The organism is Cupriavidus sp. 05N38 (assembly GCF_056397345.1).
The window spans coordinates 38,383-59,977 of record NZ_JBFTNF010000059.1; the positions used below are offsets into that span (position 1 = coordinate 38,383).

19 protein-coding genes are annotated in these 21,595 nt (G+C 67.0%); 7 read left to right on the plus strand and 12 right to left on the minus strand.

The genetic code is table 11. The features are described from left to right. Positions 1–2: 2 nt before the first annotated feature. The gene (locus tag AC1DK4_RS31305; protein ID WP_441650023.1) at positions 3–1,388 is read left to right on the plus strand and encodes an efflux transporter outer membrane subunit; all 1,386 of its coding nucleotides are present in this window, start codon (positions 3–5) and stop codon (positions 1,386–1,388) included. A 2-nt stretch (positions 1,389–1,390) separates the two neighbouring features. Here AC1DK4_RS31305 and AC1DK4_RS31310 read toward each other — a convergent pair whose 3' ends face one another. From AC1DK4_RS31310 to AC1DK4_RS31325, 4 genes are all read right to left on the minus strand, one after another. Next, the gene (locus AC1DK4_RS31310) at positions 1,391–2,125 is read right to left on the minus strand and encodes a TetR/AcrR family transcriptional regulator (RefSeq protein ID WP_441621796.1); all 735 of its coding nucleotides are present in this window, start codon (positions 2,123–2,125) and stop codon (positions 1,391–1,393) included. Positions 2,126–2,193: 68 nt separating this feature from the next. Continuing rightward, a complete protein-coding gene (locus AC1DK4_RS31315; RefSeq protein ID WP_477131995.1) occupies positions 2,194–3,750 on the minus strand; it encodes a UxaA family hydrolase in 1,557 nt (518 codons plus the stop codon). Positions 3,751–3,856: 106 nt separating this feature from the next. Beyond that, a complete protein-coding gene (locus tag AC1DK4_RS31320; protein WP_441621800.1) occupies positions 3,857–5,188 on the minus strand; it encodes an MFS transporter in 1,332 nt (443 codons plus the stop codon). 132 nt (positions 5,189–5,320) lie between these two features. Continuing rightward, positions 5,321–6,313, minus strand: a complete 993-nt coding sequence (locus AC1DK4_RS31325; RefSeq protein ID WP_477131996.1) for a fumarylacetoacetate hydrolase family protein — start codon at positions 6,311–6,313, stop codon at positions 5,321–5,323. A gap of 150 nt (positions 6,314–6,463) precedes the next feature. On the opposite strand from AC1DK4_RS31325, the gene AC1DK4_RS31330 reads away from it, so the two are divergent. Next, a complete protein-coding gene (locus AC1DK4_RS31330) occupies positions 6,464–7,402 on the plus strand; it encodes a LysR substrate-binding domain-containing protein (protein WP_441621804.1) in 939 nt (312 codons plus the stop codon). 101 nt (positions 7,403–7,503) lie between these two features. On the opposite strand, the gene AC1DK4_RS31335 is transcribed toward AC1DK4_RS31330, so the two are convergent. Both AC1DK4_RS31335 and AC1DK4_RS31340 read right to left on the minus strand, forming a co-directional pair. Continuing rightward, entirely contained in the window at positions 7,504–8,190 is a 687-nt protein-coding gene (locus AC1DK4_RS31335; protein ID WP_441621806.1) for an aspartate/glutamate racemase family protein, read from the minus strand. A 103-nt stretch (positions 8,191–8,293) separates the two neighbouring features. After that, on the minus strand, positions 8,294–9,013 hold the full coding sequence (locus tag AC1DK4_RS31340; protein ID WP_441621808.1) for a GntR family transcriptional regulator: 720 nt from the start codon (positions 9,011–9,013) through the stop codon (positions 8,294–8,296). Between the two features lie 180 nt (positions 9,014–9,193). Here AC1DK4_RS31340 and AC1DK4_RS31345 point away from each other — a divergent pair, with 180 nt between their 5' ends. The 5 genes from AC1DK4_RS31345 to AC1DK4_RS31365 all read left to right on the plus strand — a co-directional run bounded on the left by AC1DK4_RS31345 (position 9,194) and on the right by AC1DK4_RS31365 (position 15,887). Further along, on the plus strand, positions 9,194–10,414 hold the full coding sequence (locus tag AC1DK4_RS31345; protein WP_477131997.1) for a pyridoxal-phosphate-dependent aminotransferase family protein: 1,221 nt from the start codon (positions 9,194–9,196) through the stop codon (positions 10,412–10,414). A gap of 118 nt (positions 10,415–10,532) precedes the next feature. Then, complete coding sequence (locus AC1DK4_RS31350; RefSeq protein ID WP_441621812.1) at positions 10,533–11,837, plus strand: MFS transporter; 1,305 nt, start codon at positions 10,533–10,535, stop codon at positions 11,835–11,837. 104 nt (positions 11,838–11,941) lie between these two features. Then, positions 11,942–13,468: an amidase family protein gene (locus AC1DK4_RS31355; RefSeq protein WP_441621814.1), complete on the plus strand. Its 1,527-nt coding sequence runs from the start codon at positions 11,942–11,944 to the stop codon at positions 13,466–13,468. Between the two features lie 112 nt (positions 13,469–13,580). Then, a complete protein-coding gene (locus tag AC1DK4_RS31360) occupies positions 13,581–15,029 on the plus strand; it encodes an MFS transporter (protein ID WP_441621816.1) in 1,449 nt (482 codons plus the stop codon). Positions 15,030–15,122: 93 nt separating this feature from the next. Beyond that, entirely contained in the window at positions 15,123–15,887 is a 765-nt protein-coding gene (locus AC1DK4_RS31365) for a fumarylacetoacetate hydrolase family protein (RefSeq protein WP_441621834.1), read from the plus strand. 53 nt (positions 15,888–15,940) lie between these two features. On the opposite strand, the gene AC1DK4_RS31370 is transcribed toward AC1DK4_RS31365, so the two are convergent. The 6 genes from AC1DK4_RS31370 to AC1DK4_RS31395 all read right to left on the minus strand — a co-directional run. Continuing rightward, a complete protein-coding gene (locus AC1DK4_RS31370) occupies positions 15,941–17,722 on the minus strand; it encodes a glycosyltransferase family 39 protein (RefSeq protein ID WP_441621818.1) in 1,782 nt (593 codons plus the stop codon). After that, positions 17,719–19,035 carry an ATP-binding protein gene (locus AC1DK4_RS31375; RefSeq protein ID WP_441643460.1) on the minus strand — a complete coding sequence of 439 codons (1,317 nt, stop codon included), beginning with the start codon at positions 19,033–19,035 and terminating at the stop codon, positions 17,719–17,721. The genes AC1DK4_RS31370 and AC1DK4_RS31375 overlap by 4 nt, the downstream gene beginning before the upstream one ends. Further along, positions 19,032–19,703 (minus strand): response regulator, encoded by a 672-nt coding sequence (locus AC1DK4_RS31380; protein WP_441621822.1) that lies wholly within the window; start codon positions 19,701–19,703, stop codon positions 19,032–19,034. The genes AC1DK4_RS31375 and AC1DK4_RS31380 overlap by 4 nt, the downstream gene beginning before the upstream one ends. A gap of 33 nt (positions 19,704–19,736) precedes the next feature. Beyond that, positions 19,737–20,534 (minus strand): ABC transporter permease, encoded by a 798-nt coding sequence (locus tag AC1DK4_RS31385; protein ID WP_441621824.1) that lies wholly within the window; start codon positions 20,532–20,534, stop codon positions 19,737–19,739. Next, positions 20,531–21,220, minus strand: coding sequence for an ABC transporter ATP-binding protein (locus AC1DK4_RS31390; RefSeq protein ID WP_477131998.1), 690 nt, complete (start codon positions 21,218–21,220; stop codon positions 20,531–20,533). The genes AC1DK4_RS31385 and AC1DK4_RS31390 overlap by 4 nt, the downstream gene beginning before the upstream one ends. Further along, positions 21,217–21,595, minus strand: a 379-nt coding sequence (locus AC1DK4_RS31395; RefSeq protein ID WP_477131999.1) for a phosphatase PAP2 family protein, incomplete at its 5' end; no start/stop codon positions are given. The genes AC1DK4_RS31390 and AC1DK4_RS31395, both read right to left, overlap by 4 nt.

The window sequence follows — 21,595 nt, forward strand, 5'->3', positions numbered from 1 at the left end:
CGATGACCGTGCTGGCCGCCGCTGCGCTGCTGGCGGCATGCACGACCCCTCCCGGTCCGCAATCGTCCGATATCGCGAGCCCGTCGCAATGGCCGAAACTGGCCGGCGGGCAGGGCGCAAGTGACTATCTTGTCGCAGGGGACGAGGATGCCAGCGTCGATCAGAAGTGGTGGTCGCGCTTCCGCGACCCGACCCTCGACGCGCTGGTGGCCGAGGCGCTGGAAGGCAACAAATCACTCGCGATTGCCACGGCGCGCGTGGAAGAGGCGCGCGCCGGCCGGCTGCTGGCGCAGTCCGCGCTGGCACCGCAGGTCAATGCATCGGCCAGCAGCGAGCGCGCCAATCGTGGCTTCGTGACCAACGATCACGCGGTGACGATCAATCAGGTGGCGATTTCCGCAGCGTGGGAGGTCGACCTGTTCGGGCGCAACCAGGCACGCACGGCACAGGCGACGGCGATCCTGCAATCGACACAGGCGACGCGGCAGGCCGTGCGTGTGGCGTTGCTGGCCGAGGTGGCCCGCACCTACTTTGAACTGCGCAACGTCGATCGTCAGCTGGACCTCACGCAACGCAATCTTGACAGCCAGCGACGCACGCTCGAACTGATCCAGGCACAACAACGCGGCGCGCTTGTCAGCAACTTCGACGTCCAGCGTGCCGCCGCGCAGGTGTCGGCCACCGAGTCGCTGTTGCCCGCGCTGCGCACCGGTTACGACGCGGCGGCAAACCGGCTGGCGACGCTGCTCGGGCGGCCGCCTGGCACGCTCGCGGCGACGTTGGCGACAGCGCAGCCGTGGCAGGCCATCGATCACGGTATCGTGGTATCGGCGCCGGCGACGGTGCTGGCGGAACGCCCTGACGTACGCGCCGCGGAGCGCCAGTTCGCGGCGACCATCTCGGCAAGGCGGGCGGCCGTGGCGGAACTCTTCCCGAACATCTCGCTGACGGCCTTCTTCGGCGCGCAGAATGCCACGCCATTCTCCTCCACGCCGTGGGGCATTGGTGCGGGCCTGCTTCAGCCGGTGCTGAACTTTGGCCGCATCCGGTCGCAGATCAACGCCGCGGATGCCAGGCAGACCCAGGCCTTTCTCAGCTATCAGCAGACCGTACTAGATGCGCTGGAAGACATGGAGAACGCGCTATCCGGCTACCTGAACGAGAACGTGCGCAATGCATCGCTGCTGGCAGGCGTGACGCAGAACCGCAAGGCTGCCGAACTGGCGCGGATGCAGTACAAGTATGGCTACGTCGGGTTGCTGGACGTGCTCGTGGCCGAACGAGACCTGCTGGAAGCCGAGTCGCGGCAGGCGACGTCCGATGCGGATCTCCGCAAGGATCTGGTGCGGATCTTTGCGGCGGCCGGGGGTGGCTGGCAGACCGAGTAGTGTCAGGCGCGGTCGCCGGCGCCGCGAGATGGGATCAGCGCCATCAGCTGGTCGGCGACCGTGTGAAGCAGTTCGCGCGAGAGCCGCGGGTCGTCGACCGCACGGGACATGGCCAGCGCCCCGACGCAGGCGCTGCAGATCAGCCTGGCCTGGGCCACGGCCTTTGGCTGGTTTTCGGGCGGTAGCAGCGAGGTAATCAGCGCCAGCAGTTGTTGCAGGCGCGCCGTGTACAAGGCATGCGGCGCATCACCGGTCTTGTCGGCGTCGTTGAGGAAAGCGGTGATGGCGCAACTGGTCTCCAGGTTGTCGCGATGGGGTTCGGCCAGGTATTCGCGCACGGCACGGCGAAGATCGGCGCGTGCCTTTGCGCGCCATGCGGTGGTATCGAGGAACGCCTGTGTCATGGCCTCCCGAATCAGCGCTTCGCGAGAATCGAAGTGCTTGTAGAAGCCGCCGACCGTGAGGCCGGCCTCCTTCATGATTTCCGCCACGCCGATGCCACGCAAGCCGTGGACGCGAAAACGCCGGGCTGCGATTTCCACGATACGTGCGTGCGAACTTTGCTTGTCAGCTTGTGAATATCCCATCTGAGCGGGCCGTGGAGTCGGGAGTATGGTCTTCGTCGGCTGCAGTGTGTGAGCCACGTGCCAATTATAGCGACGAAGACCAGCCACAGGCGTTCCGATTGCCTCCCGGCGCTTGCGGAACCCGGGGTCCTTGAAGCTCGCGTTGCTCACGGTATTGAGCTAGTGTCGATGCCATGAAGACCGCCGGTGAATCGCATGCACCAAGACGGGTGTCGTGATCAGGTGATCGCGCCAAGCTGCCAGGGAACGAACTCGTTCTGGCCGTAGCCATGCAATTCGCTCTTTGAGCGCTGTCCTGAAGCCGTCGCCAGCATGAGGCTGAAAATCACTTCCCCCAGTTCGTCGATCGACTGCGAGCCATCGATCACGGTGCCGCAGTTGATGTCGATATCCTCCTGCTGGCGCTGCCACAAGGCGGTATTGGTGCCGAGCTTGAGGGACGGGGCCGGCGCGCAGCCATAGGCGGAGCCGCGCCCGGTGGTGAAGCAGATCAGGTTGGCGCCACCAGCCACCTGGCCGGTCGCCGAGACCGGATCGTAGCCAGGGGTGTCCATGAAGACCAGTCCAGCCGCCTCCACCCGCTGCGCGTAGCCATATACGTCGACCAGGTTGGTGGTGCCGCCTTTTGCCACGGCACCGAGCGACTTCTCCAGGATGGTGGTGAGCCCGCCCGCCTTGTTGCCGGCGGACGGGTTGTTGTCCAGGCTGGCGTTCATGCGTGCGCAGTAGGCTTCCCACCAGCGGATCCGGTCGAGCAGCTTGTGCCCGACTTGCGGCGATACGGCACGGCGCGTCAGCAAATGCTCGGCGCCATAGATCTCCGGGGTCTCGGACAGGATGGCAGTGCCCCCGTGCGCCACCAGCCGGTCGACCGCCGCGCCAAGCGCGGGATTGGCGCTGATGCCGGAATAGCCGTCGGAGCCGCCGCATTGCAGTCCGACCAGCAGGTGGCTGGCATCGACGGGCTCGCGTCGCACCCGGTTGGCGTCGGGCAGCATCGCCTTGATCTGCTCGATGCCCGCCGCCACCGTACGGGCCGTGCCGCCGGTGGCCTGGATGGTCATGGTCTTCAGCGCGGCACCGCGTGCCAGTCCCTCGCTGTCGAGCAGGCCGTCGATCTGGTTGGTTTCGCAGCCCAGCCCGACGATCAGCACGGCTGCGAAGTTGGGGTGGCGCGCATAGCCCGCCAACGTGCGTCGGAGCAGCGCCAGGCCTTCGCCTTCGCCATCCACGGCGCAGCCTTGCCCGTGCGTCAGGGCCACCACGCCATCCACGTTCGGGTAGTCTGCCAGCGCCTGCGGATTGATCTCGCGCCGGAAATGCTCGGCGATGGCGCGTGCCGCGGTGGCAGAGCAATTGACGGACGTAAGGATACCGATGTAGTTGCGCGTGCCGACCCGCGCGTCGCCACGGACGATGCCCATGAATTGCGCGCGCTGCGCCGCCACGGCGGCAGGGCGCCTGGMGGCGCCAAACGCGTAGTCGCGCTCGAACTCGCCGATGGCCAGGTTATGGGTGTGGACGTGCTCGCCTGGCGCGACCGGGCGCGTGGCGAAGCCGATCACCTGTCCGTAGCGGCGCACCGGCGCGCCGGCCTCGAGTGCGCGCACTGCCAGCTTGTGCCCCGCGGGCACCAGGCCGCGTACCACCAGGCCTGCGCCTAGGCGCACGCCCGCCACCAGTTGCGCACGCGCGATGACGACATCGTCATCCGGATGCAGACGTATGACGGGTTCGCCGGCTACTGCTGCGGCTTGTTCCAGGACGGCGCTCATGCTGCGGCCTCCGGCAGGGGGGCGGCGGCACGGCGTTCGCCGCCGATATCGTGAAGTCCGGGGATGGTCATGTCAGGTGTCTGGATGCAGGGAATACGGGAAGCGGTCAGGCCGCCTCGGAGGAACCAAGCGGCAACGCCGGGGAGGGGCGGGCCCGTGCGCCGACGCTCGTCAGCAGCAGCACGCCGACTACGCCCGCGATTGCCAGGGCCAGCATGCCCGCTTGCTGGCTATGGAACGCGGATTCGACCGCGGTTTTCAGCGTCGGCGCGATAAAGCCACCGAGATTGCCCAGCGCGCCGATCAGGGCGATGCCGCTGGCCGCTGCAGTGCCGCTCAAATACGCGGTGGGCAGTGTCCAGAACAGCGGCTGGACCACCACAAAGCCGACAGTAGCCAGGCAGAAAGCCATCAGCACGGGCACCAGTTCATGCCCCAGCGTCGACAGGCCAATACCCGTGGCCGCCATGGCAAGCATGGCCATGGCGAATTCCCGTTGCTTGCCCCTGGCGTCCGCGATGCTGGTGATCAGGCGCAGGGCAATCAGGGCGCACAGCCACGGAATCGCGGTGAGCAGGCCCACCTTGGCGCCGATTGCCGTGCCGGTCAGCTCGGAAATGCGCGTCGGCAGGTAGAAGATGACGCCGTAGACGCTGACCTGGATGGCGAAGTAGATGGCGACGAAACGCAGCACCTGCCAGTTGCCCAGCGCGCCCAGTGCGGTGGCCGGGCCGTGCGCGGTCTTCTGCTTGTCTTCCGCGGCGATCGCGGCTTCGAGCGCGGTCTTCTCGTCGGCGTCCAGCCACTTGGCATCGCGCGGCCTGCTGACCAGGTAGAAGAAGGCGATCACGCCCACCACCGACGCCGCCAGGCCTTCGATGATGAACATCCATTGCCAGTTGCGCAGGCCCAGGTGGCCACCCATCACTTCGAGCAGCAGCCCCGAGAGCGGCCCGCCCAGCACCAGTGCCACTGGCAAGCCGAAGTAGTAAATGCCGAGCGCCTTGCCGCGCTGGCTGGCAGGGAACCAGTAGGTCGAGTACAGGATCACGCCCGGCGAGAAGCCCGCTTCGGCCACGCCAAGGATAAAGCGCAGCACGTAGAACGAGGTCTGGTCGTGCGCGAACATCATGGCCGCGGACGCCAGCCCCCAGGTGACCATGATGCGGCTGAGCCAGATCCTGGCGCCGACCCGGTGCAGGATCAGGTTGCTGGGGATTTCGAAGACGGCGTAGCCGATGAAGAAGATGCCGGCGCCAAGCGCATAGGCCGCGTTGCCGATATTCGAATCGACCATCAGGGCTTGCTTGACGAAGCCGACATTGGAGCGGTCGAGCATCGACAGCGCGAACATCAGCGCAAGGAAAGGCGCGAGGCGCAGGCGTGCCTTGCTTACCGCGCTTGCGAGCGGATCGTGTTTGGCAGCTTGAGTCTGCATGGGTTGTCTCCGGTACGAAGCCGCGCGTCGCGGCCTCATGTCATGGATTGCGGCATCCCCGTCTTTTGCTCGCGCGAGGATAGCTGCTGTGTTCAGGGCGGGGCGCCGTGGCGCCCGTTCAGCAAGCGCCGTTCAGAAGTTGGTGTGGCCGCGCGCGGCCAGGTTGGCCATCAGGGCGCGTACGCCGAACGTCCACGGAGCGATGCGGTCGCTTCGGCCCACGCGGTTGACCAGGCTGCCAAAGCCGTCCGGGCCATCGACGCGCAGGTCCACGGTCGCCCGCCGCACGTCGTCCAGCGAAAAGCTCTGGTCGAACAGGCGCAGGAACGGCCCGATCGCGCAGGAGCCGTTATTGTCCTTGGCCTTGCCCAGCAGCAGCGCACTGCGGCCCTCGAAATCGCGCAGGTTGACGTCATTGCCCAGCGTGGCGCCGGGCACATCACCGCGGCTGTTGATGGCCAGCACGATCTCGGGTTCCGGGTTGTTCCATGCCGAGCCGGGATGCAGTCCGATTTCCGTACCGGTGCCGAGCGCAGAAAGCAGCGGTGCCTTGGTGAAGATCTCGGCGTCCGGGCCGATACCCACCTCCAGGTACTGGGACCACATGCCATGCTCGATCAGCAAGGCCTTGAGTTCGCCCGCTTCGCGGGAACCGGGCCGGATCCGGGACAGGCGCTCGCCCACCAGCGCGCAGATCCGGCTGCGGACCTCGGCGGCGCCTTGCGGGTCGCCCTTGGTCTGCTCCTCGATGACGCGCTCCACCAGGCTGCCGGCAAAGGTCACGCCTGCCGCCTTGATCACCTGCAGGTCGCATGGTGCCAGCAAGCGGGCCAAAGCGTCGCCGCCGCGGGGACCGGCCATATTGGCCAGCAGCTCGTCGAGCGTGCCGACCAAGCGCCCGCGCGCATTGCGAACCACCGTGACCGGGTCGTCGTGTTCGAGCAGGGTGCTCATGGTCGGAGCGACATCGGAAATGTCGAATACACCATCCGGCCGCAGGACCACCACGGCCGGACCCGCCGGCGCGCCGTCACCGGCCGGGATCCATGCGCGGCCGACCAGCGTCCCCGCCAGCCCGTCGGCAGGAAGCGTTTGCTTGGCGCTGAGCGCGAGCGGCAATGTCATCGATTGTCTCCACCTGATGTTGTTGTCATGAGCGCCGTGATCACCGCGGCGTTGGATGGAACTCTACGTGGCAGTCCGATAAACATCCAATCGATTATTGGGTAGAATCAATTCCGTTTAGTTATTGATTCGACCGGGTTTACCCCGTTTATGCCCAGACAAACTGCTTCCGCCCCTTCCGCCGTGCTCGCCAAGCTGCGTTTCCGGCACCTGCAGCTGCTGGATGTGCTGGGACGCAGCCACAACCTGCGCATCGCGGCCGAGCAGTTGCATATTTCCCAGCCGGCTGCCACCAAGATACTGAGCGACATTGAAGACACCCTGCAGGCCAGGCTGTTCGATCGCTTGCCAAGGGATATGCGCCCGACCGAACTGGGCGAGTTCGCGCTGCGCTACGCGTCGACCGCACTGGCCGAGCTCGGCAAGTTCGTGAGCGAACTGGAAGCGCTGCGAGCCGGCGGGCACGGCCACCTCACCGTTGGTGCGATTTCGGCGTCGGCCGCGCAGGTGGTGACTACGGCGATCCGCGAGATCCTGCAGCAGCGCCCGCGGCTGGTCGTCAAGCTGATCGAGCAGAGCAGTGACCAGCTCGCGATCTGGCTGGAAGACCGGAAGCTGGACATCATGGTCGGGCGGCTCACCGAGCCACGGCACCAGGCGATCTTCGATTTCGAGGCGCTGTCACCAGAGCCGGTCTGGGTCGTCTGCCGGCCGGGACATCCCTTGCTGGACCGGCCCAGGCTGGAAATTGCCGACATCGGCGCATGGCCGTGGATCCTTTATCCGCAGCGCACCGCCATCCGGCAACTGTTTGATGAAACCGTCGCGGCGGCGGGCATCCAGGGCCTGGTCGGCATGGTGGAGACACCATCGATCTTTTCCACGCTGGAACTGCTGCAGGCGACGGATATGCTTTCGCTGCAGCCGCGCGCCGTGGTCGAGCGCTTCGTCGCGGAAGGCATGCTGGCGCACGTGCCGGTGCCGATCCGGCGCGCCATGTCGAGCTACGGCATTGTCATCCGCAAGCATGAGTTGCCGTCGGAGGCCATGCAGCAGTTCATGGCGGCGCTGCGGGCGGCGGCCCGGTGAGACAGGGCGGGGATCGCAGGGTTACAAGGTCGACGAACCGGTTGCGGAGGAGCACTCCAAGCGCGCACGCACAGGTCCGTGTCCGCCAGCCGGTTCAGTCGTCAGGGCGTGGCGAACGAGCCGTAGGCAGCCTTGCGAGGACCTAGTTTTGCGAGCGCCTCTGCCTGCACGGCCGCGCAAGCGATGCCGTCAAGCAGCGGCACGTCTGCCTGGGCGGCGATCGCCGGTACGTACCCGCATAACGCAGCGGCCACGGTGACGACAACGTCCGCACCGTCTTCCCGGCTGAGCGACATCACCGCATCGAGCATCATTGCGCCGGCCTCGTCCGCAAGTCCGGCGCCATATGGGGCCGCCGTTTCGATGCCGCGGATGCCAGCCACGCGCCCGGCATAACCGTATGAGGCCGCCAGTTCGCGGTACAACGGCGTCAAGGCAGGGCCGATCGTCAACAGTCCGATCCTGCCGCCTATCATGCTTGCCGTGGCCAGGGCCGCTTCGGTCGTTCCAACGACGGGGACAGTCAGCATTTGCCGCAGTGCGTAAAGGGCCGTGTCCATCGAAACCCCGAGAATCACTGCATCGACATTGGCATCCAGCGTCCGCGCCATCTTCAGCAGGCCATCGATTGACGCGGCATTGTCCACCCGCGACCGGATAACCGCGGGGCCCGCGGCGTTGGTCAAGCCGAAAATCTCGCATGTGTCGCCGGTCGCCCGCCTGGCTTGCGCAAGCATGCGGTCGGTGATGTGCTGGCTGGCATTGGGGTTCAGGAGGGCGATTCGCATGGGGCTGGCGTTGTCAGTAGTCGTAGAAGACGCTGGTAAGTTCAAAGCGGTCGTCCTGAGAGGCACGCCGCGCGACAGATGGCCTGCTCCCGGCGTTGGCGTTCTAGGCCTGCGGCGTGCCGCCGGCCGCGCCAGCCTGGATCAACAGCACCGCATCGCGCTTGTTGAGCAAGTGCTGGCGCAGGATGGCGGCAAGCCGCTTGCCATCGCGGGTTTCCAGGGCAAGCAGCATCTCTTCGTGGTCGTGGATGGCGCTGTCCCATTTCGGCTTCTGGTAGTTCGAGCGAAAGCGCAATGCCTGCAGCCGCCGGTTCACCGACAGATAGGTCTGGCGCAGCGCGGTGTTGCGTGCCGCAAGGTTGATCTGGTCATGGATCTGGTGATTGAGGCGGTAGTAGCCGGGCAGGTCTTCGTTCGCCCGGCATGCCAGCATCGCATAGTGAAGGGCCTTGATTTCCGCCAGTTCGACGGCCGTGATGCGCTCGCAGGCCAGCTCGCCGGAGAAGGCTTCCAGGCCGCTCATCAGTTCAAAGGTATCCAGTATCTCGTCGGTAGTAAGGCGCGATACGGTCGCGCCGCGATTGGGCGAGATATCGATCAGCCCTTCGGCGGCAAGCACCTTCAGTGCCTCCCTCAGCGGCGTGCGCGAGATGCCGAGGGTCTCGCAGAGTTCGCGTTCATTGAGCTTGCGGCCCGGCTCCAGAACCCCCTCGACGATGAATGAACGCAGGTGAGCGACCACCGTGTCGTGAAGGCGCTGGCGTTCAACCTTAGGCAGGACCAGGGCCGGCGAATCCATCACTTGGACCTCTTGTTTTAGCATTCAAAATTCCCTCTTGGCGTTTGCATGCGATTTTAGCAGACGCTTAACCGAAACTCAAAAATCCGCGTAAACCCGCGCCGTATATGGCATGCCGGGGTAAACACTACGCAAATTGCCGCTTCCTTCGTGAAGTCTGTCTGGTAAAGTATTTTGCATTCAAAACTCAAAAGGAGGAGTCAAATGCTGAATCTCAACTTCCACCCGGCCGGCCGTCACTTCCTGCAGATCCCCGGACCGAGCCCGGTGCCCGATCGCATCCTGCGCGCCATCAGCTACCCGACCATTGACCATCGCGGGCCGGAATTCGGCGCCCTGGGCCTGAAGGTGCTGGAGGGCATCAAGAAAATCTTCAAGACTGCGCAGCCGGTGGTGATCTATCCGGCTTCGGGCACAGGGGCATGGGAAGCGGCGTTGTCGAACACCCTGAGTCCCGGCGACACGGTGTTGATGTTCGAGACCGGCCACTTCGCCACGCTGTGGAAGAAGATGGCCGAAAACCTCGGCATCCGCCCCGAGTTCCTCGGATTGCCCGGGGTGGAAGGCTGGCGTCACGGGGTCCAGGCCGATATGATCGAAGCCCGCCTGCGCGCCGATACCGCGCATGCGATCAAGGCAGTGTGCGTGGTGCACAACGAAACCTCGACCGGCGTGACTTCAGATATCGCCGCCGTGCGCCGCGCCATCGACGCGGCCGGGCACCCGGCATTGCTGCTGGTCGACACCATCTCGGGGCTGGCGTCTGCCGACTACCGCCATGACGAGTGGGGCGTGGACGTCACCGTGTCAGGCTCGCAGAAGGGCCTGATGCTGCCGCCGGGCATCAGCTTCAATGCGGTGTCGCCCAAGGCCATCGAAGTGTCTCGCGCGGCCCGGTTGCCGCGCAGCTTCTGGGGCTGGGAGGAGATCATCGAGATGAACCRCACCGGCTACTGGCCCTATACGCCCAACACGAACCTGCTCTATGGCCTGTCCGAAGCCCTCGACATGATCCTGGAGGAAGGGCTGGACCAGGTGTTTGCCCGCCACCAGCGCCTGGCCGAAGCCTGCCGGCGCGCGGTCAGTGCCTGGGGCCTGGAGATCCAGTGCGCTGACCCGGCGGTCTACAGCCCGGTGCTCACCGGCGTGATGATGCCCGACGGGGTCGATGCGGACCTGGTGCGCCGGAACATCTATGACCGCTTCAACATGTCGCTTGGCGCGGGCCTCGGCAAGGTCAAGGGCCGCATGTTCCGCATCGGCCATCTGGGCGACTGCAACGACCTCACGCTGATGGCCACGCTGGCCGGCTGCGAAATGGGCCTGAAGATGTCGGGCGTGCCGGTCGCGGCAAGCGGCACTGTGGCCGCCATGGACTATCTCGCCGCGCACGCCACGCCGCTGCCGCTCAAGGCTGCGGCCTGACGTAGCCACTCCATCCCGGACAGGGGCGGGCGCCACGCGTGCCCAACGCGCCTGCCGGGACGGATCGCAACGGATCAGCGCAGCACTGCCGTACCTGACAAAAAACAGAGGAGACGCTGTGGATACAACACTGCAGGCGGGAGCAAAGATCAGGACGTTCGAGGATGCGACATATCGCAAGGTGAGCTGGCGACTTGTGCCATTCCTGATGGTCTGCTTCCTGATCGCTTATCTCGATCGTGTCAACGTAGGTTTTGCAAAGCTGCAGATGGCGCAGCAACTGGGCTTCAGCGAAACCGTCTACGGGCTGGGCGCCGGGATTTTCTTTATCGGCTACTTCTTGTTCGAAGTGCCGAGCAACCTGGCATTGCACAAGTTTGGCGCCAAGATCTGGATCGGCCGGATCATGATCACGTGGGGGCTGCTTTCCGCGTGCTTCGCGTTCGTGCAGACGCCAACCCAGTTCTACACGCTGCGCTTCCTGCTGGGGCTGGCCGAAGCCGGCTTCACGCCGGGCATCGTGTACTACCTGTCGTGTTGGTACCCGTCACACCGGCGCGCCAAGATCATGGCCATCTACTGCATGGGTTCGCCGCTGTCCGGCATCATCGGCAATCCGCTGTCCGGGTACTTGATGGGCGGCATGGCGGGTGTGGCCGGCTGGAGCGGCTGGCAGTGGATGTTCCTCATCGAGGCGGTACCGGCAGTCCTGCTCGGATGCTTCTGCTTCTACTACCTGGACAACTCCATTGCCAAGGCAAAGTGGCTGACCAGCGAAGAGAAACAAGTCCTCGAGCAGGCAAAGACCGAGGACGTCAAGGCGGCGGATCCGCAGGCGCGCGTCGGCAAGGTATTCACCGACCCTCGCGTCTGGCTGATCAGCCTGATCTGCTTCTGCTATGTCACGGGCCAGTACGGCATCACGTTGTGGCTGCCCACGTTCATCAGGTCGACCGGTGTCAGCGACCCTTTCCATATCGGCTTGCTGAGCGCCATCCCTTATATGGCGGCGATCGTCGCGATGTACTACTTCGGGCGCAGCGCCGACAGGCACCGCGAGCGGCGCTGGCACCTGATCATCCCTTGCATGATGGGGGCGATCGGTTTCCTGGCACTGCCCTGGGTCATGCACAGCACCGCGCTGTCCCTGGTGTTCCTGTCGATCGCCGCAGCCGGTATCCTGACCTGCACGCCGCTGTTCTGGTCCTTGCCGACGGCATTCCTCAGCGGCGCGGCGGCGGCGACGGCGATTGCCATGAGCAACTCGATCGGCAATCTCGCCGGCTTTACCAGCGGCTACATGATCGGCTACCTCCGCGACGTGACCCAGAGCGGCAATAGCGCCTACTACATGATCGCCGGGATTCTGATCCTTGGCGCCTTCGCGATCTGGACGCTGCCCGCCAAGCTGGTCAACCGATAGCAGGTGATGCGGGGCGCGGGCGTTGCGCCCTGGCTCCGCATCCCCGGCACCACAGCAACCTTCGTCAACACTTCGCGCGCCCTTGCCGGCGCATGGAAGCTCTCATGACAAACTCGTACGAACCGGGGCCGGACGGCCCGCGACATCACGCCCCGTTCAGCGTGGTGGAAGCTACCGTTGCCAGCGCGCATGCCGCGATGCGGGAGGGCCGGCTGACCGCGCTCCAGCTGGCGCGCGAATGCCTGGACCGCATTTCGGCGTATGACCAGAGCGGTCCCATGCTGCGCAGCATCCTGCAATGCAATCCGCTCGCGCTGGAAGAGGCCGCGCGCATCGACGCCATCGCCGGGCGCAACCCGTCACAGGCCCTTGCGCCCCTGCACGGCATCCCGGTGCTGGTCAAGGACAACATCGAATGCGATGGCATGGCAACCACTGCGGGCGCCGCCTGCCTGCGCGGAAATTTGTCCGCCGGCGATGCCTTTGTCATCCGCCGCCTGCGCGAGGCCGGCGCCATCGTCCTGGCCAAGACCAACCTGCATGAACTCGCCTCGGGAGGCGAGACGGTCAGCACCCTGGCTGGACAGACCCTGAACCCCTATGACCTGACGCGCACGCCTGGCGGTTCCAGCGGCGGCACCGGCGCCGGCATCGCCGCCAGCTTCGGCTTGCTGGGCATCGGCACCGACGGCGTCAATTCGATCCGCTCGCCGGCCTCTGCAAACAGCCTGGTTGGCCTGCGCCCGACCATGGGGCTGGTCAGCCGGTCGGGGCTGGTCCCGTGCGGGCTGACGCAGGACACCATCGGCCCGATCACCCGCACCGTCGCCGATACGGCGCGGCTGCTCGATGTCATTTCCGGCTATGACGATGCCGACCCGGTCACCAGCGTGGGCGCGCCGCACATTCCGGCGAGCTACACCGCAAGCCTTGACCGCGATGGACTCAAGGGCGCGCGCATCGGCGTGCTGCGCCATTTCTTCGGCGACCAGGAGGTGCACCGTCCCGTCAACGCCGTCATGCAGGCAGCGCTGTCGGTGATCGCTGCCCAGGGCGCCGAGCTCGTCGCGATTGAAGACGCCATCAGCCCGGACGAATTGCTGGCCTCCACGCTTGTGCACCACTACGAGATGGAGCGCGATCTCGACGCCTACCTGAAGGGGATGGCACCCGGCGTGCCAGTGCGCTCGATGAAGGACATCATCGCCGCGGGGGAGGTCCATCCGAGCGTGGCGGGAACGCTGGTTACCGCTGCTGCCCTGAGCGGTCGGGAACGCGAGTACCGCGAGCGGCTGCGGCGCCAGCAGGCATTGCGCGAGCGGCTGCAGGACCTGATGGCGCGTCATCGGCTCGACGCTCTGGCGTTTCCGCACCAGCGGCGCCTGGTGGTGCCGGTTGGCGAGACCCAGGCAGAGCGCAATGGTGTGCTCGCATCGGCCACCGGCTTTCCGGCCATTGTCATTCCGGCCGGGTTTTCGGCACCGGACGGCCATGCACGCCAGGGCGTGCCGGTCGGACTGGAGTTCTTTGGCCTCCCTTTCACGGAACCCGTGCTGATACGGCTTGCCTTTGCCGCGGAGCAGGCGTTGCGCGCGCGCCGGCCACCGCACTCGACACCAGCGCTGGCATAGCGAACAGCCGTCGGAACGAAGTTTTATCGCTGCTCTACAAACGCCCGCCGGACACGGCGGCGACAAGGTCGCGGACATACCGCGACACCCTCGCAACGAGGAGGAGACAAAGATGGGCGCAGAAACTGTAGTTCAATCGCCGAATTCCCCACAGCAGCACGAACTCGACCGGGCCATGGATGGCATCGGGGTAACGGCCTCGCACAAGAAGATCATTTTCCTGATCATGCTGGGGGTGATGTTCGACGTCTTCGAGCAGAACGCCGTTGGCCTGGTCGGCCCCATATTGCGAGAGCAGTGGGGAATCTCGGTCGCGGAAATTGGCTTCCTCAATACGCTGACCTTCAGCGCCGCCGCGCTGGGGCGCATCGGCTCCGGCTATATCGCGGACCGCTACGGCAGGCGCACGATGCTGAGCGTGAACTTGCTGCTGTTCACGCTGGGCGCCATCATCTGCGCGCTGGCACCCAACTATGGGGTATTGGCGGCGGGCCGCTTCATTGTCGGCATCGGCCTCGGCGGCGAAATCTCCATTGCCGTGACCATGCTGGCCGAATTGTGCTCGACGCGCTTCCGCGGTACCGCGGTAGGGATGGTCAGCGTGGGCAGCGGTGGCCTGGGCAATATGCTGGCCCCGGCCTTCGGCTTGGCCGTGTTCGCCCTGTTCCCGGGGCCGGACAGCTGGCGCTGGCTGTTTGCTTGCCTGGTGCTGCCGGCGTTCTTTGTCGTGTTCTACCGGCGATTTATCCCCGAGACGCCGCGCTTCCTGCTGTCCAAGGGGCGCGTGGATGAAGCTAACCGGGTGCTGTCGGTCCTCGCGTCCGGCCGCCTGGGCAAGCTCGACGGGGAGCCGACACCTTATATCAAGGCTGCGGTGCAGGACGACGCCCCGCGCACCAAGGTGCGGTTGAGCGATATCTTCAGGGGGCGACTGGGGCGACGCACGATCGCACTGGGCATTGCGGTATCGATGACCTACGGCGCGCAGATCTCGGTGCTGACCCTGATGCCGACCATCCTGATGTCGCAGGGCTACACCATCTCGAAGAGCTTTCTCTTTACCATGGTGATGCAAAGCGGCAGTCTGTTTGGCGCGCTGGCGGCGTCATACTGCGGCTATCACTTTCCGCGCAAGCGCGTGCTGACGGTCGGCGCGGGGCTGGCCTGCGCGGCCGGGCTGTGCTTCGGCTTCCTGACCTATAACGTAGCGCTGGTGCTGCTATTTGGCGCCGCCTTTACGTTCTGTGTGGTGTTGCTGAACACCTCGATCTGGATCTTCGCGCCGGAGCAATATCCGACCCATGTGCGCGCATTCGGCACCTCGGTGATCCTGGCGCTTGGCACGCTGGCGGGAGCGCTGACGCCGCTGGTCAGTGGCCGCGTGTTTGAAAGCCATGGTGTTGGCGGCATGTTCAGCATGCTCGCTGCAATGTACGCCGTGTTTGCGTTGAGCGTGCAGTTCGCGCCGGAAACCTTCGGGCGCGCCATGGGTGAGACCGCCGCCGACGACGAAGCCGGCCCGGCAGTCGATGGCAGTACAGCGAGTGCAATCCGGTCGTGAAAGCCGGTCCGCTCGCCGCAGCGCGCGTTGCACGCTCGCCGGCGAGCGGCGCTGAAGGCGATATTCATCACATTTGAAGAGGTACTTGAACGCATGACATCATCCAATATCGACCGGGTTGCGCAGGCGCTGCTCAGCGCGCGGGGCGAGCGCCGTTGCGCCGATGCGGAGCTTTTCGCCACCGCACTTGAAAACGCCGACCAGGCCTATGCCGTTCAGGCGATCGTGGCGCGTTCGCTGGGCTGGAAAGACGCCGGCACCGCCTACTGGAAATCCGGGGGTGCTTCGCGTGACGCGACGCTGACACATGCGCAGCTGCCGTCAGCCGGCGTGTGGGCCAGTCCCGCGCAGGCCGGCGACTGGCCCTTCACAAGGCGCGGCATCGAGGCTGAAATTGCGCTGCGGATCGGTCGCAGCGTCGACGCCGCGCAAGCGGCCAGTCTTGACCGCGCCGGCGCGGGGGCGTTGGTCGATGCGATGGCGGTGTCCATTGAAGTCGTCGATTCGCGCTGGCAGCAGTACGTGGCCGCGCCAGCCCTGCTGAAGCTCGCCGACTTGCAGTCACATGGCGCACTGGTGCTCGGAGAGTGGCGTGACTATGTCGGCCGGGACTGGGCTACCCAGCGTTGCCGGGTGCAGATCGGCACCGAAGCGACCGAGCGCCGCGGCACCCATGCGCTCGGCGATCCGGCCTACGGACTGCTTGCGTGGCTGCGCCACGCCACGCGCGAGGGACGACGCGTGGAGGCTGGTACGGTTGTCACCACTGGCACCTGGGTGGGCATCCTCGACGCGTCCGAAGGCGACCTCGTGACCGCGGAGTTCGATGGCATCGGACACGCCTCGGTCCAGCTCTGAGGAGGGCTGAGGACACGCCCCCGTGGCCAGCACAGACGCCGGATCAGGCGATCCTACGGCGCAAAGTTGCTCACTGCCACCCGGCGCTTGTCCTCGCCGATCTTGGACATCGGCACCTTCCGCTCTTGCAGCAGGCGGTAGGTTTCGGGCGACATGATCGCCACGGCATGCTGGCCATCCTGCCATTTTGCGATGAAGGCATCGAGTGTCGGCAGCCATTTTTCCGGCTCCTGCTGCGTGCCGAACTCCAGTTCGTCCGGGTGCTCCACCATCACGGTGGCATGGCGCAGGTAGAACGGCAGCGTGTGATCCAGCGTGCGTACGCCGTAGATCGGCATGTCGTCGGTGAGCACGGCCCGGATCGCCGGCACGAGGTTCGCGCCGGAGGCCGGGCCACCGATCGATTCGTGCCCGAGCAGCGCCGTGGTAAATCCGGCGAACAAGGCGAGCGAGTACACCAGCATGCTGGCCATCCGGCCATGGGTGCGCAGGAGCCGGCGGGCGGGCCACAGCCCTGCCAGCATCACGACGAACGCGGCCGCCACCCAGACCGCGTAGCGGCGGTAGTCGGCGTTGGCCGTGTGGTTGGAATGCAGCGTGGCCACTACCGGGCTGGCCAGCAGGCCGACCACCATGATCGCCATCATGCCGCTGACCTGGCGGCGCCAGCCGCGGTCGTCGATGCGCTCGAGCGCAATGGCGGCCAGCATGCCCAGGGCGGGGAAGACCGGCACGATGTAGCCGGGCAGCTTGGAGCCCGACAGGCTGAAGAAGACGAAGATCGCGCCGGCCCAGGCCGCCAGCAGCAGCGGCGGGCGGAACTGCCGTGACGTCGCCGTGCGCGCCGCCGCGCGGTCGTCGCGCAGCACCGCCCACATGCGCGGCGCCAGCCCGAGCCAGGGCAGGAATCCCGCCACCAGCAGCGGCACGAAATACCAGACCGGCCCGCCGCGCGAATGCACGGTTGAGGTATAGCGCTGCCAGTGTTCGTGGATGAAGAAAAAGTGCGGGAACTCGGGATTGCGCGCCGATACCAGCCAGAACCACGGCACGGTGACCGCCAGCATCAAGGCGATGCCAGTCAGGAGATGCAGACGCTTCCACAGGGCGACGTCGCGCGAAATCAGCGTGTAGACCACCAGCACCAGCCCGGGCAGCGCGATGCCCACCAGCCCCTTGCTGAGGATGGCCACGCCCATCGCCACCCAGCATGCCCACATCCAGTAGCGGCGCGCCGCCGGCGTGGCCGCGGGATGCTGGGCCACCAGCATGAAGGCCAGCACGCAGGCCATGGCGCCGGACAGCGTCATGTCCAGCGAATTGAAATGCGCCGCCACGCTCCACATCGGCGCGGCCACCAGCACCAGGCCGGTCAGCAGGCCCGCGCGCTTGCCGTACCAGCGGGCCGCCGCGAACATCGACGCCACCAGCCCCACCATGCCCGACAGCGCCACGCACAGGCGCGCCTGCCAGTCGCCCACGCCGAACAGCGTGTACGACAGCGCCGTGACCCACATGTGGAACGGCGGCTTCTCGAAGTACTTCAGCGCGTTGTAGCGGATCGTGACCCAGTCGCCGGTGGCGAACATCTCGCGGGAGATCTCGGCATAGCGGCCCTCGTCGGAGCTGAGCAGGTGGCGGGCGCCGAGCGTGCCGAACCACAGCAGCAGCACCGCCAGGCCTGCCAGCAGCCAGATGCCGGCCGGCAGGCCCGCCACCGGCCGGGCAAGCCACTCGGGTCCGCGGGGTTGCGCGTTGGCGTGATCTTCGGGGTGAACCTCGGTGTGAACGCGAGTGGGAGATCGGTCTTGCATCGGATGCTTGTGATCGCTCATGCGCTGCCCTGCGCCGGAAACACCACGGCCACGGTGAGGCCGCGGCCCGCCGGGCCGTCTTCCAGCCGCACCGTGGCGCCATGGCGCGTGGCAATGTTCTGCACGATCGCCAGGCCCAGCCCGCTGCCGTGCGCGTCGCTGGCATTGCCGCGGTGAAAGCGCCGGAACACATTGTCGCGCTCGGCCGGCGCGATGCCCGGGCCGGTATCGGTCACGGCCAGCACGGGCGCGCCATCGGCCAGCTCGATGCGCAGGTCGACCCGGCCGCCGGCGCCGGCGTAGCGGATCGCGTTGTCGGCCAGGTTGCGCAGCAGGATGAACAGATCGCCGGCCACGCCGCGCACCCGGCATTCGGGGTCGCGGGCTTCCAGGCCCAGGTCCACCTCCCTGGCTTCGGCCATGGGCAGCAGCTCCCGTACCACCTGCACGGCCACGTCGTGCAGGCGCACGTCGCCGACCAGCGACTGGGCCGCGGAGGTACTGTCCTCGCTGCGCGCCAGCGTCAGCAGCTGCGCCACCAGGTGGGTGGTGCGGTCCAGGCGGTCGCCCAGCTTGGCCAGCGCCAGCTTCTGCTTGTCAGCGCTGTCGGCGCGCAGGGCGAGCTGCAACTGCAGCTTGAGCGCCGTGAGCGGTGTGCGCAACTCATGCGCGGCATCGGCGACGAACGCACGCTGGGTGTCCATCGATTGCCTGAGCCGGTCGAGCAGGGCGTTGAGCGCTTCCACCACCGGCACCAGTTCAGGCGGGCCGCTGTCGTCGAGCGGCGCCAGGCTGTCGGCCGAGCGGCTGCCGACCGCGCGCGCGATCTCCTCCACCGGGCGCAGCGAGCGCCGCACCACGAAGTGGATCAGCAGGCCAAGCACCGGGACCAGCACCACAATGGGCAGCAGTGCGCCAAGCGCGAGCGAGGCCGCCAGCTTGCGGCGAAACACCAGCGATTGCGCGGCCTGCACATAGCGCTCGCCGACGTGCGCGCCGTAGATGCGCCATTCGCGGCCTTGCGCGCGCAGGTCATGGAAGCCCGGCAGGTCCGCGCGCGGCAGCGAGATCGGATGCGAGGCGTAGACCTGGCGGCCCTGTACGTCCCAGGCCTGTACCACGATCTCCTCGTCCAGTTCGTGGTCGCCCAGCGGCGGCGTGGTTTCGCTCGCCAGGTGTGGCGGCAGTATGCGCGCTGCCTGCTCCAGTTGCGCATCGAAGACCTCGCTGGCTTCTCGCCTTACCTTGAAGTATGCGCCCGCGCCCGCCACCAGGGCGCACATGAGCATCGCCCCGAGCAGGCCGGCCAGCAACTGGGCACGGATCGTCCTCATGCCGAGCCTCCCAGCTTGTAGCCGACACCGCGCACGTTGCGGATGAAGTCCGCGCCGAGCTTCTTGCGCAGCGCGTGGATATGGACTTCCACCGCATTGCTGCTGATTTCCTCGTTCATGTTGTAGACGGCTTCGCGCAGGCGCTCATGGGAGACCACATGGCCGGGCTGTTCCATCAGGGCCTGCAGCACCATGAACTCGCGCATCGACAGCGCGACGATCTCGCCCGCGCAGCGTACCTCCCGCGTGGCCGGGTCCAGGCGCACGCGGCCATGGGCCAGCTCGCTGCTGATGCGCCCGGCGCTGCGGCGCAGCAGCGCGCGGATGCGGGCAAACAGTTCGTCTAGATCGAACGGCTTGACGAGGTAGTCGTCGGCCCCGGCGTCGAGTCCGCGCACGCGGTCCGCGGTGGCGTCGCGCGCGGTCAGGATCAGCACTGGCAGCGCCAGCCCGCGCGCGCGCAGTTGCCGCAGCACGTCTTCGCCGGAGCGCCCGGGCAGGCCCAGGTCGAGCAGCATGGCGTCGTAGGTGCCGGGGGCATTGGCGGCCAGCGCGGCATCGGCCAGGCGTCCGTCCCTGACCCAGTCAACCGCATAGCCTTCGGCCCGCAGGCCTTCCTCCACGCTTTCGCCGATCATCGGGTCGTCTTCCACCAGCAGCAGGCGCATGGCAGGGGTCCTTTGTACGTTGATGGGTCGCCGTCAGCGCCGCTGCAGCCGGTCCAGGCGCAGGCGCTGGCGGTGGTCGGTCAGGCGCCGCACCGCCAGCGTGGCGGCCAGGATCACGCCGAGCATGCTGCCCCCGGCGAGCAGGAACATCAGCAGGATCTGGTAGCGCGCCGCGGCGATCGGGTCCATGCCGGCCAGGATCTGGCCGGTCATGATGCCGGGCATGGTGATGATGCCGGCCGCGGCCATGGTGTTCATGGTGGGCAGCATACCGCTGCGCACCGCCTGGCGCACGATCACGCGCAGCGCGGCATGGCGGTCGTCGCCCAGCGCCAGGCGCGCATCGATCGCCGCGCGCTGATGCCAGACGGCGGTAAAGGCGCCGTTGAGCGCCAGGCTGGCGGCGTTCATGACGTTGCCGAGGATGATGCCGGCCAGCGGGATGGCATGGCGGGCGTCGTACCAGGGCGTGGGGCGCAACGCCGTGGTCAGCGCCAGCACGGTCACCACCAGAGTGGGCAGGCTCACGGCGGCGGCGCCGATCAGCGCATGCCAGGGGCCCGCCAGGCGCCGCTCCTGCCGGCTGCCTACCTCGCGCGCGGCGGCCGCGATCATGGCCGTCACGGTCAGCGCGGTCGCCAGCGGCGAGGACAGGCCGAACACCGTGCGCAGCACCAGGCCGACCAGCAGCAACTGCACTACCATGCGGCCGGCGGCCCAGAGCAGGCTCCGGTGCACGCCCAGCGACATGGCCAGCGATGCCCCGGCGCCGCCGAGCACAAGCAGGCTGGCCAGCGCCAGATCGTAGGCCGAGAGCGGGATCGGGGTCATGTCGGCACCGCCTCCAGCCCGGTGGCGCCGAGGCGGTAGTGGCGGTCTTGCAGCCGCGCGACCTGGGCGGGATTGTGCGACACCACCAGCAGCCCGAGTCCCTGCGCCTTGCAATCGTCAAGCAGGGCTTCCACGGCGAGCGTGGCGGTGGCGTCCAGCGCCGAGGTCGGCTCGTCAAGCAGCAGGAAGCGCGGCCGGCGCACCAGCGCGCGGATCAGGGCCAGGCGCTGCCGCTCGCCGGTGGACAGGCGCGCCGTGGCGGCCYGCAGGATGTCCGGCGGCAGGTGCAGGCGGGCCAGCAGTGCCTGTGCCGCCGCCGCATCTTCCATGTGGTCGAGCACGTCGTCGCCCCACCACCCGGACTCCGCCGCCACGTACATGACCTGGCGCCGCCAGGCCGGCGCGCTCATGCTTTCGCGCGGCACCAGGCCCAGCCTGACATCGCCGCGATTGGGGTCGAGGTCGGCGATCATGCGCAACAGCAGGCTCTTGCCCGCGCCGGAAGCGCCGGACAGCACCACGCAGCGGCCAGGCTCCACGGCAAGGCTGAACGGCCCGCGCCCGACGCCTACCACCCCACTGACGACCAGGCTGGCGGCCGCGGGAGGCACGGCAAACACAGGGGAGGGCACGCCATTGCCGGCGGCACGCTGCGCAACGGGCGCCATCGGGTCTCCCAGTGTCATGGGTTGAGCCATCCGCGCGCGATCGGTCTGGCCAGTACGTATCGGTAAAGCTGCTCGGCACGCGCCGTGAGCGTGGCAAGCAGCGGGCGGGTGGACGCGCCCGCCGCGATGGCCGCGCAACACGCCGCCAGCGCGAACGCGCCGGCGATGTCCAGCGGAAAGTGTACGCCGAGGTAGACACGCGCCCAGCCCGTGGCGGCCGCGGCCGCCAGCAGGCCGGCTCCGCTCACGCGCAAGCCGGCGCTGCGCGCGCGGACCAGGACGAAGCCGAGCGTGGCCAGCAGCGTGACGTGGTCGCTCGGGAACGAGGCGTCGGCGGCATGCGCCAGGTAGGTATGGCCGATACCCGCCATGAACGGGCGCGGCATCGGCAGC

Coding starts and splice junctions, on each gene's coding strand:
- AC1DK4_RS31360 (WP_441621816.1), top strand. CDS start 13,581: ATGGGCGCAGAAACTGTAGTTCAATCGCCGAATTCCCCACAGCAGCAC.
- AC1DK4_RS31375 (WP_441643460.1), bottom strand. CDS start 19,035: ATGAGGACGATCCGTGCCCAGTTGCTGGCCGGCCTGCTCGGGGCGATG.
- AC1DK4_RS31330 (WP_441621804.1), top strand. CDS start 6,464: ATGCCCAGACAAACTGCTTCCGCCCCTTCCGCCGTGCTCGCCAAGCTG.
- AC1DK4_RS31340 (WP_441621808.1), bottom strand. CDS start 9,013: ATGCTAAAACAAGAGGTCCAAGTGATGGATTCGCCGGCCCTGGTCCTG.
- AC1DK4_RS31365 (WP_441621834.1), top strand. CDS start 15,123: ATGACATCATCCAATATCGACCGGGTTGCGCAGGCGCTGCTCAGCGCG.
- AC1DK4_RS31385 (WP_441621824.1), bottom strand. CDS start 20,534: ATGACCCCGATCCCGCTCTCGGCCTACGATCTGGCGCTGGCCAGCCTG.
- AC1DK4_RS31370 (WP_441621818.1), bottom strand. CDS start 17,722: ATGAGCGATCACAAGCATCCGATGCAAGACCGATCTCCCACTCGCGTT.
- AC1DK4_RS31320 (WP_441621800.1), bottom strand. CDS start 5,188: ATGCAGACTCAAGCTGCCAAACACGATCCGCTCGCAAGCGCGGTAAGC.
- AC1DK4_RS31325 (WP_477131996.1), bottom strand. CDS start 6,313: ATGACATTGCCGCTCGCGCTCAGCGCCAAGCAAACGCTTCCTGCCGAC.
- AC1DK4_RS31380 (WP_441621822.1), bottom strand. CDS start 19,703: ATGCGCCTGCTGCTGGTGGAAGACGACCCGATGATCGGCGAAAGCGTG.
- AC1DK4_RS31355 (WP_441621814.1), top strand. CDS start 11,942: ATGACAAACTCGTACGAACCGGGGCCGGACGGCCCGCGACATCACGCC.
- AC1DK4_RS31305 (WP_441650023.1), top strand. CDS start 3: ATGACCGTGCTGGCCGCCGCTGCGCTGCTGGCGGCATGCACGACCCCT.
- AC1DK4_RS31335 (WP_441621806.1), bottom strand. CDS start 8,190: ATGCGAATCGCCCTCCTGAACCCCAATGCCAGCCAGCACATCACCGAC.